This is a genomic window from Streptomyces gilvosporeus, assembly GCF_002082195.1.
Classification (GTDB): domain Bacteria; phylum Actinomycetota; class Actinomycetes; order Streptomycetales; family Streptomycetaceae; genus Streptomyces; species Streptomyces gilvosporeus.
Genome location: NZ_CP020569.1, coordinates 782,917 through 796,761, shown reverse-complemented (window position 1 = coordinate 796,761; position 13,845 = coordinate 782,917). Strand labels below are relative to the sequence as shown.

The window sequence follows — 13,845 nt, the reverse complement described above, 5'->3', positions numbered from 1 at the left end:
TTGGGCTCACGGGCATGCGGGCGGCCCGGCCCGCGTCGCGGTGTCGGCGTCAGTCGTGCGGGACCACGGCGACCGGGGCCGGGCAGTGGTGCAGGACGGCGTGGGTGACGTGCCCGAGGCGGGCCGGCCCGGCCCGCGAGCGGTCGGTGTACCTGCCGACGACGAGGAGACCGGCGTCGCCCCCGGCGTCCACCAGGTGGTGCGCGGCCTGTCCGATCACGGATTGCTCGATCACGTCAACGCCCGGGTACCTCTCCTGCCACGGGCGCAGCGCGGTGCGCAGCGCATCGGTTTCCTGTGCCGCTATGTCGGCCCGCAGGCTCGGGTCCACACCGACGCCGTAGGCGAAGAACGCCGGCGGGTTCCAGCCGTGGACGACCCGTAGCGGGGCCGCCCGCAGCGCCGCCGTCTCGAAGGCGAACCGGATCACATCGCCGCTGCGTCGGCTCAGATCCATGCCGAGTACCACCGGGCGGTAGGCCATGGCCGACAGCGGCCGTCCGTCGCCGGCGAGCAGGCGCTCGTCGACGGAGGTCGTGCCGGCCCGTACGAGGACGACCGGCCGCTCGGTGTGCGCGACGACGGACATCGCGACGGATCCGAGGAAGTATCCGGCGAGCCTGCCCAGCCCCGCACTGCCGATGGCCAGCAGCTCGGATTCCCCGGCCACATCGCACAGCACCTCAGGGGGCGGGCCCGTGGCGTGGGCCTCGGCGATCTTCAGGTCCGGGTAGCGGTCGCGCAGTTCTGCGGCGGCCTCACGCGGTACGCGCTCGGACCACAGCCGGGGCGCGTCCATTCCGACGAGTGGTGCGTGGGTGTAGGGCTGCCATTCCCAGGCATGCACGAGTCGCAGGGGCAGGTCCCGGCGCAGTGCCTCACGGGCACCCCAGTCCGCGGCGGCGAGACTGGCGGGAGAGCCGTCCAGCCCGACGGCTACAGGACGGGTCACGGTGTACCTCCGGAGAGCTGTTCGACGGTGCGCTTCCACGATTGCCCTGCGGGGACGGCCCCGGCGATGGGCTGCAGGACCTTTTCGCGGGCTGACTGGCCCCTGGCTCCGGGCTGTTGGGTGGGAACGCCCGGCGCCGGGGCCGGTCGGTCCCCGTGCGGGGTACACCGGCCCCATCCGCCCGAATGCCACGGATGTGACCGTTGAGGTACGCGAGAGCCACGCATCGTGTGCCGCGAGGGCAGGAGGCCAAGCGCCATGGACACTCCCGGTCAGCCGTCCTTGGCCCCTGCCACCCGGCCCAGACCGGCTCTCCTGACGTTTCTCGGCGGGGTCGGCACGGTCACCGGCAGCAAGTTCCTCATCGAGAGCGACCACACCCGGATCCTGGTCGACTGCGGTCTCTTCCAGGGCGTCGCCGATCTGCGGCGCCGCAACTGGCGCCGACTACCGTGCGACGCGGACAGCATCCATGCGGTCGTGCTGACCCACGCCCACCTCGACCACTGCGGGTACCTTCCGCGCCTGGCCCGCGAGGGCTTCCGCGGACCGATCCTGACCACCGCGCACACGGCACGTCTCGCCGCGATCGTGCTGCGCGACAGCGCACGTCTCCAGGCGGAGGACGCGGCGCACGCGAATGAGCACGGTTGGTCCAAGCACCGCCCCGCCCGCCCGCTCTACACCATCGATGATGCGGAGCGCGCGGTGAGCATGTTCGACCCGGTCTCCTTCGACGATCAGGTCGAGATCGAAGCGGGGACCACGCTCAGCCTTCACAGGGCGGGCCACATCCTCGGCTCGGCCTGGGCCCACCTCACGTTGGAGGACGGGCACACCCTCGCCACCAGCGGTGACCTGGGGCGGCCGGGGCACCCGCTGCTGAGGCCCCCGCAGCCGTTTTCCGGCGCCGACGTCCTCCTCCTGGAGTCCACGTACGGCAACCGTCGTCACCAAGGGGAAGCAGGTCGAGAGGCATTCGCCCGCGCCCTGGAACGCACCCTCGACCGGGGCGGTTCCGTAGTCATCCCGGCATTCGCGATCGACCGCACCGAAGTGGTCCTCCATGAACTCGCGGCGCTGCGCGAGAGCGGACGACTGCCCGCGGACGTCCCCGTCTACGTGGACAGCCCGATGGCGCTGGCCGCGCTGGATGTGTACACAGACGCGGTCCGGGAGGGCGCGCCCGAGCTTCGGTCCGAAGTCCGCACGGCAGGCGGAGCGGCGCTCAGCCCCGAGCCCTTCCGCGTCGCGCGCTCGGTGCAGGAATCGATCGACATCAACCACACTCGCGGCCCCGCCGTCATCGTCTCGGCATCGGGCATGGCCACCGGCGGACGCGTACTGCACCACCTCCACAGGCTGTTGCCCAACCCGCGCAACAGCGTGGTGGTTGTCGGCTTCGCGGTGCAGGGCACCCGCGCCCGCGATCTGGTGGACGGGGCGCGCGCTCTCAAGATGTTCGGGGAGTACGTGCCGGTACGGGCCGAGGTCACCGACGTGCCGCACTTCTCCGCCCACGCCGACCAGGCACAGATTCTGGACTGGTTGCGTGCTGCCCCTCCGCCGCATGTCACCTACCTCGTGCACGGCGAGCCCGAGGCATCCGCCACCCTCAGGGACCGGATCGACCACACGCTGGGCTGGACCGCGGTCGTACCTCGATCCGGGGAACACGTTCTGGTGCGCTGACCAGTGGTAGGGCTCCCGGCGCCACCTCACGCCCGCAAGCACCGACCGTCGCAGCGGAGGCAGCAGTGAGCAGCAGAAGGATCGAAGTGTCGTTCACCTACGGGGAGTCGTACCGCATCAGGGTGCGCGGACATGAGCTGGTCGTCGACCAACCGGTCGAGGCGGGAGGCGGAGACAGCGGGCCCACGCCGGTGGAGTTGTTCGTTGCCTCGCTCGTCTCGTGCATCGCGTACTACGCGGGTCGCTATCTGGACCGGCACGGTCTGCCACGGGGCGAGCTGCGTGCCGCGGCGGACTTCGAGATGGCGGACGACGGACCCGCACGGGTTACCCGGGTGCGCATACGCGTACATGTTCCCACGCCCCTGACCGGCAACCGCAAGGAGGCGCTGCGCGCAGTGGTGCAGCACTGCACGGTCCACAACTCCCTGCTGCGGCCACCCGAGGTGTCGATCGACGTGGACGTGACCTGACGGGTGCACCAGGCTGCCGCAGGACGGTACGGCCCGCTCGGTCCTTGCCCGGGCCCTTCGGCCCCGTGCGCGGCGGGCCGGTGACCGTGACGCTGGAAGCAGAGCCGGGCGTCGGAAGGAATCGCGATGACGTGGCAGACGATCCGTAAGGACGCCGCACCGGACGTCCCGCCGAATCTCGCTGACTACGCACGGGCCCGCTCCGATTTCACCTGGTCACAGGCGCGCACTGCGCTGGACGGGCTGCCCGGCGGCAGCGGGCTGAACATGGCGTACGAGGCCGTCGACCGGCATGCGGTAGCGGAGCGCGGTGACAAGGTCGCGCTGCGGTGTATAGGGCGCGATGACACCGTCTCGACCGTCACATACGGGGAGCTGACCCGTCGTACGGCCCGCTTCGCGAACGCACTGCGGTCGCTCGGTGTCGGTCGCGGTGACGTGGTGTTCACGTTGCTCGGCCGGTGTCCGGAGCTCTACACGGCCGTGCTCGGCACCCTGAAGAACACCAGTGTGCTCTGCCCGCTCTTCTCCGCGTTCGGCCCCGACCCGGTCGAGCAGCGCCTGCGGCTCGGTGACGCCCGGGTGCTGGTCACCACCGCGGCCCTGTACCGGCGCAAGGTCGCCGACCGACGGCCCTCGCTCCCCGGACTCGCACACGTCCTCATCGTCGGACCGGGAGCCGAGGAACTGCCCGGCACGCTCTCGTTCGACGCGCTGACGGCCGCTGCCCCCGAAGACTTCACCATTCCGCCGACCTCGGCCGAGGACATGGCCCTTCTGCACTTCACGAGCGGTACCACCGGGGCCCCCAAGGGTGCGATCCACGTACACGAAGCGGTCGTCGCCCACCACGCCACGGCCGCGTACGCGCTCGATCTGCACCCCGAGGACGTGTACTGGTGCACGGCCGACCCGGGCTGGGTCACCGGCATGTCGTACGGCATCATCGCCCCGCTGGTCCATGGTGTGACGCTCGTGGTCGACGAGGGGGACTTCGACGCCCGGCGCTGGTACCGGATGCTCGACGAGCAGCAGGTCAGCGTCTGGTACACCGCGCCCACCGCGCTGCGCATGCTCATGCGCACCACTCCTCGACAGGGGGCCCACGACCTGCCCGCCGCGCATGATCTGTCGGCGCTGCGCTTCGTCGCGTCCGTCGGCGAGCCGCTCAACCCCGAGGCCGTGGTGTGGGGCCAGGAGGTGCTGGGGCTGCCCGTCCACGACAACTGGTGGCAGACCGAGACCGGTTGCATCATGATCGCGAACTATGCCGCCTGCGAGATCCGGCCCGGCTCGATGGGCCGACCGCTGCCGGGTATCGAGGCGGCGGTGCTGGAGCGCGGTGAGGACGGCCGGGCGCTGATCACCGACGGCCGGGTGACGGTGCTGGAAACCCCGGGCATCGAGGGCGAGTTGGCATTGCGTCCCGGCTGGCCGTCCATGTTCCGCGGCTATCTGCACGACAAGGAGCGCTACGCGGCGGCGTTCGCCGACGGCTGGTATCTGACCGGGGATCTGGCCCGGCGGGACGAGGACGGCTGGTTCTGGTTCGTCGGGCGCGCCGACGACGTCATCAAGTCGGCGGGGCACCTGATCGGTCCCTTCGAGGTGGAGAGCGCCCTCATGGAACACCCGGCGGTCGCCGAGGCCGGGGTGATCGGACGGCCCGACGCCGTCGCCGGGAACATCGTCAAGGCATTCGTCTCGCTGCGGCCCGGCACCGAACCCACGTCCGCGCTGGAGCATGAACTTCTGGCCTTCGGCCGCCGCAGGCTGGGCCCCGCCGTCGCGCCCCGCGAGATCGCCTTCGACCAGAACCTGCCCAGAACCCGTAGCGGAAAGGTCATGCGCCGGCTGCTGCGTGCGCGCGAACTCGGCCTGCCCACCGGCGACTTGTCCACCTTGGAGGGATCGGCATGAGCCCGGCCCCAGGCACCCGCAAACGGAAGACCCCGACCGGCACGGACGCGGCCCGCGCCGAGCATCGCCGCGAGTTGCTGCGCGCCATGCTGCGCATCCGGCGCTTCGAGGAGCGCTGCGTGGAGCTGTACAGCGCCGCGAAGATCCGTGGCTTCGTTCACCTCTACATCGGGGAGGAAGCCGTCGCCGTCGGCGTCAACGAGGCCCTGACCGCCGACGACGCGGTGGTCGCCACGTACCGCGAGCACGGCCATGCACTCGCCCGCGGTATCCCGGCCGAAGCCGTCATGGCCGAGATGTACGGCAAGACGACCGGTTGCAGCGGGGGCCGTGGCGGATCCATGCACCTCTTCGACGCGAGCCGGCGCTTCTACGGCGGCAACGCGATCGTCGCCGGCGGGCTCCCGCTGGCCGCAGGGCTCGCGCTCGCCGACCGTATGCGCCGACAACCCCGCGTCACGTGCTGTTTCTTCGGTGACGGCGCCTACGCCGAAGGCGAGTTCCACGAGACGGCGAATCTGGCCGCACTGTGGAAGCTGCCGCTGCTGTTCGTCTGCGAGAACAATCTGTACGCCATGGGCACGGCCATCGAACGGCACGAGGCGCAGACCGACCTGGCCCTGCGGAGCGCCTCGTACGGTATGGCGGCGTGGGCCGTGGACGGCATGGACGTCGAGGCCGTGGAGCGCGCCGCCCGCCGGGCCGCCGAGAGCATCCGGGGCGGCGGCGGGCCGCACTTCCTCGAAATGCGCACCTACCGCTTCCGCGCCCACTCCATGTACGACCCGGACCGCTATCGCGACAAGGACGAGATCGAGCGGTGGAAGGCCCGGGACCCGGTCACCAGGCTCCTGGACCGTACGCGTGAGGACGGCGAGCTGAGCGAGAGGAAACTCGCCGGGATCGAGCGCCGCATCACCGAGGAGATCGATGCTGCCGTCGAGGCGGCCGAGCAGGCCCCCGAGGAGCCGGTCGAAAACCTGCTGCGCAATGTCACCAGCGGCTTCGTGGAGGCGATGTGACCATGGCCACCGGTCAGCCGGACGAGCGCAAGACGACCTATCGGGAAGCGATGCGCGAGGCCCTGCGCGAAGCGCTGCGCGCCGACGAGCGGGTCTTTCTGATGGGGGAGGACGTCGGCCGGTACGGCGGCTGCTTCGGCGTGAGCCTGGGCCTGCTGGAGGAGTTCGGGCCGGAACGGATCCGCGACACCCCGCTGTCGGAGTCCGCGTTCGTGGGCGCGGGCATCGGTGCGGCCCTGTCCGGTCTGCGGCCGATCGTCGAGATCATGACCGTCAACTTCAGCCTGCTCGCCCTCGACCAGATCCTCAACAACGCCGCCACCCTGCTGCACATGTCCGGCGGCCAGCTGCCCGTCCCGCTCGTGATCAGGATGACGACGGGTGCGGGACGGCAGCTCGCCGCGCAGCACTCGCACAGCCTCGAAGGGTGGTACGCACACATCCCCGGCATTCGGGTGCTCGCCCCGGCAACCATCGAGGACGCCCGCTCCATGCTGGCCCCGGCGCTGGCCGACCCCGACCCGGTCCTGATCTTCGAGCACGGCAGCCTCTACAACGCCGCCGGCGAACTGGCCCCGCTCACCGCCCCGGTGGACCTGGACCACGCCGCGACCCGCCGGCAGGGCACCGACATCTCCCTGATCACCTACGGTGGTTCGCTTCCCAAGGCCCTCGCGGCGGCGGACGAGCTGGCGGCCGACGGCATCAGCGCCGAGGTCCTCGACCTGCGCACGCTGCGGCCCCTCGACGGCGAGGCCATCGCCGCCTCCGTGGCGCGGACGCACCGCGCGGTGGTCGTGGACGAGGCATGGCGGACCGGCAGTCTCGCCGCGGAGATCTCGGCGCGGATCGCCGAGGAGTCGCTCTACGAACTGGACGCGCCGGTCGAGCGGGTGTGCAGCGCGGAAGTCCCGATCCCGTACGCCCGGCTGCTCGAACAAGCCGCGCTGCCGCAGACCGCCGACATCGTCACGGCCGCGCATCGGGCGGTGGACTGACGATGGCCGAGTTCACGATGCCGTCGCTGGGCGCCGACATGGACGAGGGGACGCTCCAGGAGTGGCTGGTGCGCGCGGGCGACCGGGTCCGCAGAGGGGAGCCGGTCGCGGTTGTCGAGACCGCGAAGTCCACGATCGAGGTGGAGTGCTTCGAGACGGGCAGGGTGGGACGGCTGCTCGTCGACCCGGGCGCGACGGTCCCGGTGGGCACACCGCTCGCGCTGATCGAGCCGGTGGAAGAACCGGCGAAGCCCACGAAGCCCACGAAGCGCGGGAGGGCGGCGACGGCACGGTCGACGGCGCGGGAAACCCCGAAACGGGCAGCAACCGCCCACCCGGCACCGGCCCCCGCCGAACCCCGCGCCCCCGTGCCTGCCGGCGGCCGCGACCGCGTCCTCGCCGTGCGCGGCCGTGCCCACGGCGAGGAGGGCCCCTTGGTCCGGCACCTGGCGGAACAGGCCGGAATCGACCTGGACGCCCTCCATGGATCCGGGCACGGCGGGCGTGTGACCCGTGCCGACGTCGAGCGCGCCGCGGCGGCTCCGAGGCTCCCCGGCCGGATCACGCCCTTCGCCCGACGGCTGGCCCGCGAACTGGACGTCGACCTTTCCGCAGTGACGGGCTCCGGACGGAACGGCGCCGTCCGGGCCGTGGACGTCCGCGAGGCGGCCCCCGGCCCGTCCGTGCCCGCCGGGCCGAAGAGCGGCAGCGCGGCCCCCGCCCGTCCTGCCGGGGAGCGCCGACCCGTGGGGATGCGCGATGCCATCGCGGGCCTGATGTCCCGCGCAAACCGGGAGATCCCGCACTACTACCTGTCCACAACGGTCAACCTTGCCGCCGCGATGGACTGGATGCATGAGCACAACCGCCGCTGCCCCATCGGCGAACGACTGCTTCCCGTGGCCCTGTTGCTCAAGGCCGCGGCCCGAGCCGCCCGGAAAGTGCCCGAACTGAACGGCTTCTGGACCGATGGCGGATTCACCGCAGGCGAGGGGGTACACCTGGGCGTGGCCGTGTCCCTGCGCGGCGGAGGGCTGGTCGCCCCCGCCCTGCACGACGCCGACACTCTCGAACTCCCGCAGCTCATGGCGGACATGAAGGACCTGGTCGCCCGCGCCCGTACAGGCAGGCTGCGCGGCTCCGAGGTGTCCGATCCCACCATCACGGTCACCAACCTGGGTGACCAGGGGGTGGAGGCCGTCCTCGGTGTGATCTACCCGCCGCAAGTGGCCCTGGTGGGCTTCGGAAGGATTGTCGAACGGCCGTGGGCGGTCGACGGCCTCCTCGGTGTACGGCCTGTGGTGACGGCCACCCTGTCGGCGGACCACCGGGCCACCGACGGGGCCGTCGGGGCCCGCTACCTCACTGCGGTCGACCGCCTCTTGCAGAGTCCGGAGGAGCTATGAAGCGCGACGAAGCACTGGATGCGGTGAAGGAATCACTGGCCGAGATCGTCCCGGACGCCGACTTCACGACGCTGCGGCCCGACGACACGTTCCGGGATGCTCTGGAACTCGATTCGCTCGACTTCCTGAGCTTCATCGAGATCCTCGGCAAACGCATCGGGATCCGGATCGACGACGAGGACACCCCGCACCTCACCACGCTGGCCGACAGCGCAGACTTCCTCGTGGTGCGTACCGCGGAAGGCATCGGCCGATGAAGGTCTCCGAGGTGATGAGTGCTCCCGCCGTTGCCGTACCGGCGCGGACGCACCTGCGGGAGGCGGCCCGCCGGATGGACGCGTACGACGTCGGATGCGTGCTGGTGACGGACGGCGGGGAGCTGTGCGGCATCGTCACCGACCGCGACCTTGCGGTGCGCGTGCTGACCCGGGGTCTGGACGCCGGCACACGGGTGGACGAGGTGATGACCCGGCCCGTGACCACCGTGGCGGCGACCGACGACATCCATGTCGCGTACCGAGCCTTCCGCAGATCCGGCGTGCGCCGGCTTCCGGTACTGGACGGACGCCGTGTCGTGGGCGTTCTGGCCGTGGACGACCTGCTCATGGACGTCTTCCTGCGGATCGGCGACCTGCTGGGCCCGGTGGCCTGGAGCGTGGTCAAGGAACCGCCGGGGCCGCCCTCCATGCAGCGGAAGACATGACCCAGCTGCTGACCCCAGGTGACCGCAGCCGGAGACCGGCGGCCGCGGCCGAAGCAGCCGGCCCGCTCGTGCAGACCCTGCCGCCGGGGGAGGTCTTCGCCGCGCTGGACACCTCGCCACGGGGACTCGCCGCGACGGACGCGGTGGCGCGGCGGGACCGCTGCGGTCCCAACGAGCTGCCGCGCGCCCGCCGCCGTCGAGTGTGGCGGCAGCTGGCGGCACAGTTCAGGGACCTGTTCGCGATCGTCCTGCTCGTCGCTTCGGCGATCACCTTTCTGATCTATGCGCTGCAACAGCCGCGGGACGTCGGCACGTTTCGGCTGGCCGTGGCCATCCTCGGCGTGGTGGTGCTGAACGCGTCCATCGGTTTCGCCCAGGAGTACTCCGCCGAGCGGACCGCGCAGTCGCTGCAGGCGATGGTGCCGCACACCTGCCGAGTGCTGCGGGACGGGGAGCGGCAGGAGATGCCCGCTCGCGAACTGGTGCCGGGCGATGTCGTGGTCCTGGAAGCCGGGGACGCGGTGTCGGCGGACTGCCGCCTCGTCGAGGCGCACGAGGCCTCGGTGAACAACGCGGCGCTGACGGGGGAGAGCGACGCGGTCGGCCGCAGCGGCGATCCGGTGGCGGCCGGACCGTTGCTGGAGGCACGCAACTGCGTGTTCATGGGCACGGACGTCATCGCCGGGTCCGCCAAGGCCGTGGTCTTCGCCACCGGCGCCGCCACCGAGTTCGGGCGGATCTTCCGGCTCGCGGCGGCGGCACCGCGGCAGAAGACCCCGTTGCAGCTCCAGGTGGCCTCGATGGCCCGCCGGGTGGCGGGCGCGGCCCTCGCGATCGGGGCGGTGCTGTTCGCGGTCCGGGTGCCCGCCGGGCAGCCGTTCGTGGCAACGTTCGTGTTCGCGCTCGGGGTGATGGTCGCGCTGGTGCCGGAGGGGCTGCCCGCGACGCTGTCCGTGTCGCTGGCGATCGGCGTACGGCGCATGGCGCGCCGGCATGCGCTGGTGAAGAAACTGCTGGCGGTGGAGGCGCTGGGGTCCACCACGGTCGTGTGCACGGACAAGACCGGGACGCTGACGCAGGCGGAGATGACCGTGACACGGGTATGGGCGGGCGGCGAGTCGCATGCGGTGTCGGGAGTGGGGTACGCGCCGGTAGGCGAGGTCTCCGACCGGCTCTCCGTGCGCGAGTTGCTCCGTGTGGCCGGCTTGTGCGGCAACGCCCGGCTGCTCCCTCCCCCATCCGACGCCGGGAGGTACCCCCACTCCGGACGCGGGGGCTGGCGGGTGCTCGGCGACACCACCGAGGGGGCTCTGCTCGTCGCGGCGGCGAAGGCCGGACTCGACCTGGCCGCCGAGGAGGCCGCGGCACCGCGCGTGGGGGAGCACCCGTTCGACTCGGTCCGCAAGCTGATGAGCACCGTGCACGGCGCTCCGGACGGCGACACCTACTGCGCTTACGTCAAAGGCGCCCCGCAGGAACTGCTCGCCCGCTGCACCGGCATCGACTGGAAGGGCGAGCGGCGGCCCCTGACGGAGGAACTGCGCGCCGAAGTCGTCGCGACGAACGACGAACTGGCCTCCCGGGGACTGCGCGTGCTGGCGGCGGCACGGCGACCGGTGACGGGACCGGGCTGCACGCAGGACGAGGCGGAGTCCGGGCTCACGTTGCTGGGCCTGATCGGCATGCTCGATCCGCCGCGGCCCGAGGTCAGCGACGCCGTCGACGCCTGCCGGAATGCCGGGATCCGTATCGTCATGGTCACCGGCGACCACCCGCTGACCGCGGAAGCCGTCGCCCGCCGCGTGGGCATCGTGCGACAGACCGCACCCACCGTCGTGACCGGCACACGCCTCGACGCGCTGGACGACAACGCCCTGGACGGAGTGCTCGCCGAGCCGACGGAACTGCTGCTGTGCCGGGTCAGCCCCGAGCACAAGATGCGCGTGGTCACCGCCTTCCAGCGGCGCGGCGAAGTGGTCGCGGTCACCGGCGACGGCGCCAATGACGCCCCCGCGCTCAAGCACGCGGACATCGGCGTGGCCATGGGCGCCTCGGGGACGGATGTCGCCAGGGAAGCGGCTGTCATGGTGCTGCTGGACGACTCGTTCGCCTCCATCGCCGCGGCCGTGCGACTCGGCCGTTCGGTCTACCAGAACATCCGCAAGTTCCTGATCTACCTCTTCAGCCACAACATCGCCGAGCTCGTCCCGATCCTGGCCGCGACGTTCGCGGGCTTCCCGCTGGTGCCGATCACCGCGGTGCAGATCCTCGCGATCGACCTGGGCTCCGATGTCCTGCCCGCGCTGGCACTCGGCGCCGAGCCGCCCGAACCCGACGTCATGGACCGTCCGCCACGCTCCCGCCGCGAACGGCTGTTCTCGGCGACCGTGCTGGGACGCACCCTCTTCCTGGGCGGCATCCAGGCGCTGGGCGTGTGCGTCGTCTTCTTCTGGCACATCCACGCCTCCGGTATCCCGTACTCCCACTTCACCGAGGACAACGCCGTCTACCGGGAGGCGATCACCATGGTCCAGGCCGGGATCGTGGTCAGCCAGTTCTTCAACGCCCTGGCGGTGCGCACCGACCGGCAGAGCGTCTTCCGGATCGGGCTGCTGTCCAACCCCTGGCTGCTGGCCGCGGGGTGCTTCGGCATCGGCCTGATGGCGGCGATCAGCTATCTGCCCGTGCTGCAGACCGTTTTCCACACCGCCCCGCTGGCCGCCGCCGACTGGGCGGTCCTGACGGCTTTCGGAGTGCTGCTGCTGGCCGCCGAGGAAACCCGCAAGTGGTGGCTGCGGCGCCACCGGCCCGTGCGGCCCGTGGGCAGGAAGGGAGGAGAGCGATGAGAGTGATCATCGTCGGCTGCGGACGAGTGGGGTCCAGACTCGCCGCCCAGCTCGCCGTCGAAGGCCATGACGTACGGATCGTCGACCGCCTGCCCACGACCCGCAGACTCCTGCCCGTCGGTTTCCCCGGCCAGTTCCACGAAGGCAACGGCTTCAGCCGTACGGTCCTTGAGGGCGCCGGAATCGGGCACGCCGACGCGTTCGTCGCCGTCACGTCCTCGGACAGCAGCAACATCGTCAGCGCGCGCACCGCCAAGGAGACCTACGGGGTCCCCCTCGTACTCGCCCGCGTCTACGACCCCGCTCGCGCCGACCTCTACCGCGAACTGGGCATCCCCACCGTCGCCAGTGTCCGCTGGACGGTGCATCAGATCCACCAGATGCTGCTGCACCGTCATCTGACGCCGGAGCTGTCCTTCGGCAACGGTGAAACCCTGCTGGTCCGCTCCGAACTGCCCGCCTACCTCACCGGTCGGCGGCTGACCGAATGCGACGTCGACGGCGAGATCCGCGTCGTGGAGGTCACCCGCGCGGGCCGTTCGCTCGTACCGGCTCACCACACCCCCGTCGAACCCGGCGACCTGGTCACCTTCGCCGTCGCGGCCACCGCCCTCGGCCGCCTGCGCGGCTTTCTCGACAAGGAGCTAGGGACGTGAAAGCCCTCATCGCCGGAGCCGGCAGGTTGGGCACCCAGATCGCCCAAGTGCTCGCCGCCGCCCAGAACGACGTCACCCTGGTCGATCACGACGAGGACCGGATCGCCGAACTCGAAAGCCGCCTCGCCGTCCGCCTGATCGCAGGAGACGCCTGCGAACCCGAGTTCCTCGAGCACGCCGGCGCCCTCACCACCGACGTTGTCGTCGCCACCACCGGCAGCGACGAGGACAACCTCGTCATCAGCCTCATCGCCAAGCGCCGGTTCGCCGTTCCGCGCGTCGCCGCCCGTGTCAACGACACGGAGAACACCTGGCTGTTCGACCACCGCTGGGGCGTCGACGTCCCCGTCCCCGCCGCCACCCCGCTGATCTCCCTCATCGAGGAAGCCACCGGTGCCACCGACACGGTCGCCCTGCTCCGCCTGAGCAAAGCGGGCGTCAACGTCATCGAAACCGCCATCACCGCCCAGTCCCGCGCAGCGGGCCGGGCCCTCGCCGACATCGTGCTGCCCGCCGGCACCGTCATCACCACGGTCATCCGCGACGGTCAACCCACCGTCCCCACCTCGGAGATGCGCCTCCAGCCGGGCGACGAACTTCTGCTCGTCTCCCACACCGCAACCGAACAGGAGGTCCACGCGGCCTTCCAATGACGCGAAGAACCGGGAGGACGCGGGTGTCAGGAGGAGGCGGGAATCAGGAGGATCAGGAGGCCGCGCAGATCACCTCGACGAAATGCCCCACCTGTTCGTCCGTCAGATGACGAGCGAGATCCGCCTCGCTGATCATGCCGACCAACCGATGCTTGTCGACGACGGGCAACCGCCGGATCCGGTGCTCCTCCATGGCCCGCAGGACCTGGCCCGCGTCGGCTTCGGTGTCGATCGTGACGGGCTTGCCCTGGGCGAGGTGACCCGCGGTCATGCTCTTCGGATCCTTGCCCTTGGCGAGACACTTCACGACGATGTCACGGTCGGTGATGATTCCGTGCAGCCGGTCATCGGGCCCGCAGATCGGCAGCGCTCCGACACCCAGCTCACTCATCCGGCGCGCGGCCTCCTCCAGGGTTTCGCTCTCCTGCACGCAGGTGCCGCCGACGTGCATGATGTCCCGTGCGGTGGACATGGTCGCTCCTCCGAGTCAGGAAATCCCGGCCTGACGCGGCCGGGAAGGGGAA

General features: G+C 71.0%; 13 protein-coding genes. 11 read left to right on the top strand and 2 right to left on the bottom strand.

Annotation, left to right across the window (positions count from 1 at the left end; genetic code table 11):
- Window positions 1-49: 49 nt before the first annotated feature.
- Complete coding sequence (locus B1H19_RS03770; RefSeq protein WP_203237088.1) at window positions 50-952, bottom strand: universal stress protein; 903 nt, start codon at window positions 950-952, stop codon at window positions 50-52.
- 258 nt (window positions 953-1,210) lie between these two features.
- On the opposite strand from B1H19_RS03770, the gene B1H19_RS03765 reads away from it, so the two are divergent.
- The 11 genes from B1H19_RS03765 to B1H19_RS03715 all read left to right on the top strand — a co-directional run bounded on the left by B1H19_RS03765 (window position 1,211) and on the right by B1H19_RS03715 (window position 13,321).
- A complete protein-coding gene (locus tag B1H19_RS03765) occupies window positions 1,211-2,644 on the top strand; it encodes an MBL fold metallo-hydrolase RNA specificity domain-containing protein (RefSeq protein WP_083102890.1) in 1,434 nt (477 codons plus the stop codon).
- A 65-nt stretch (window positions 2,645-2,709) separates the two neighbouring features.
- Window positions 2,710-3,117: an OsmC family protein gene (locus tag B1H19_RS03760; protein ID WP_083102887.1), complete on the top strand. Its 408-nt coding sequence runs from the start codon at window positions 2,710-2,712 to the stop codon at window positions 3,115-3,117.
- A 126-nt stretch (window positions 3,118-3,243) separates the two neighbouring features.
- Window positions 3,244-5,037, top strand: a complete 1,794-nt coding sequence (gene acsA, locus B1H19_RS03755) for an acetate--CoA ligase (protein WP_083102884.1) — start codon at window positions 3,244-3,246, stop codon at window positions 5,035-5,037.
- Window positions 5,034-6,059, top strand: a complete 1,026-nt coding sequence (pdhA, locus tag B1H19_RS03750; protein WP_083102881.1) for a pyruvate dehydrogenase (acetyl-transferring) E1 component subunit alpha — start codon at window positions 5,034-5,036, stop codon at window positions 6,057-6,059. Before acsA ends, pdhA begins: the two co-directional genes overlap by 4 nt.
- 2 nt (window positions 6,060-6,061) lie before the next feature.
- Complete coding sequence (locus B1H19_RS03745; protein ID WP_083102878.1) at window positions 6,062-7,057, top strand: alpha-ketoacid dehydrogenase subunit beta; 996 nt, start codon at window positions 6,062-6,064, stop codon at window positions 7,055-7,057.
- Window positions 7,058-7,059: 2 nt separating this feature from the next.
- Window positions 7,060-8,463, top strand: a complete 1,404-nt coding sequence (locus B1H19_RS03740; RefSeq protein WP_083102876.1) for a 2-oxo acid dehydrogenase subunit E2 — start codon at window positions 7,060-7,062, stop codon at window positions 8,461-8,463.
- Complete coding sequence (locus B1H19_RS03735; protein ID WP_083102873.1) at window positions 8,460-8,720, top strand: acyl carrier protein; 261 nt, start codon at window positions 8,460-8,462, stop codon at window positions 8,718-8,720. Before B1H19_RS03740 ends, B1H19_RS03735 begins: the two co-directional genes overlap by 4 nt.
- 14 nt (window positions 8,721-8,734) lie before the next feature.
- Window positions 8,735-9,166 (top strand): CBS domain-containing protein, encoded by a 432-nt coding sequence (locus B1H19_RS03730; protein WP_237289106.1) that lies wholly within the window; start codon window positions 8,735-8,737, stop codon window positions 9,164-9,166.
- A complete protein-coding gene (locus B1H19_RS03725) occupies window positions 9,163-12,012 on the top strand; it encodes a cation-translocating P-type ATPase (protein WP_083102868.1) in 2,850 nt (949 codons plus the stop codon). The genes B1H19_RS03730 and B1H19_RS03725 overlap by 4 nt, the downstream gene beginning before the upstream one ends.
- The gene (locus B1H19_RS03720) at window positions 12,009-12,668 is read left to right on the top strand and encodes a potassium channel family protein (protein ID WP_083102865.1); all 660 of its coding nucleotides are present in this window, start codon (window positions 12,009-12,011) and stop codon (window positions 12,666-12,668) included. Before B1H19_RS03725 ends, B1H19_RS03720 begins: the two co-directional genes overlap by 4 nt.
- Window positions 12,665-13,321, top strand: a complete 657-nt coding sequence (locus tag B1H19_RS03715) for a potassium channel family protein (RefSeq protein WP_083102862.1) — start codon at window positions 12,665-12,667, stop codon at window positions 13,319-13,321. Before B1H19_RS03720 ends, B1H19_RS03715 begins: the two co-directional genes overlap by 4 nt.
- A 52-nt stretch (window positions 13,322-13,373) precedes the next feature.
- Here the strand turns inward: B1H19_RS03715 and B1H19_RS03710 are convergent, their stop codons facing one another.
- Window positions 13,374-13,793: a CBS domain-containing protein gene (locus tag B1H19_RS03710; protein ID WP_083102859.1), complete on the bottom strand. Its 420-nt coding sequence runs from the start codon at window positions 13,791-13,793 to the stop codon at window positions 13,374-13,376.
- Window positions 13,794-13,845: the final 52 nt, after the last annotated feature.

Coding starts and splice junctions, on each gene's coding strand:
- B1H19_RS03765 (WP_083102890.1), top strand. CDS start 1,211: ATGGACACTCCCGGTCAGCCGTCCTTGGCCCCTGCCACCCGGCCCAGA.
- acsA (WP_083102884.1), top strand. CDS start 3,244: ATGACGTGGCAGACGATCCGTAAGGACGCCGCACCGGACGTCCCGCCG.
- pdhA (WP_083102881.1), top strand. CDS start 5,034: ATGAGCCCGGCCCCAGGCACCCGCAAACGGAAGACCCCGACCGGCACG.
- B1H19_RS03745 (WP_083102878.1), top strand. CDS start 6,062: ATGGCCACCGGTCAGCCGGACGAGCGCAAGACGACCTATCGGGAAGCG.
- B1H19_RS03740 (WP_083102876.1), top strand. CDS start 7,060: ATGGCCGAGTTCACGATGCCGTCGCTGGGCGCCGACATGGACGAGGGG.
- B1H19_RS03735 (WP_083102873.1), top strand. CDS start 8,460: ATGAAGCGCGACGAAGCACTGGATGCGGTGAAGGAATCACTGGCCGAG.
- B1H19_RS03730 (WP_237289106.1), top strand. CDS start 8,735: ATGAGTGCTCCCGCCGTTGCCGTACCGGCGCGGACGCACCTGCGGGAG.
- B1H19_RS03725 (WP_083102868.1), top strand. CDS start 9,163: ATGACCCAGCTGCTGACCCCAGGTGACCGCAGCCGGAGACCGGCGGCC.
- B1H19_RS03720 (WP_083102865.1), top strand. CDS start 12,009: ATGAGAGTGATCATCGTCGGCTGCGGACGAGTGGGGTCCAGACTCGCC.
- B1H19_RS03710 (WP_083102859.1), bottom strand. CDS start 13,793: ATGTCCACCGCACGGGACATCATGCACGTCGGCGGCACCTGCGTGCAG.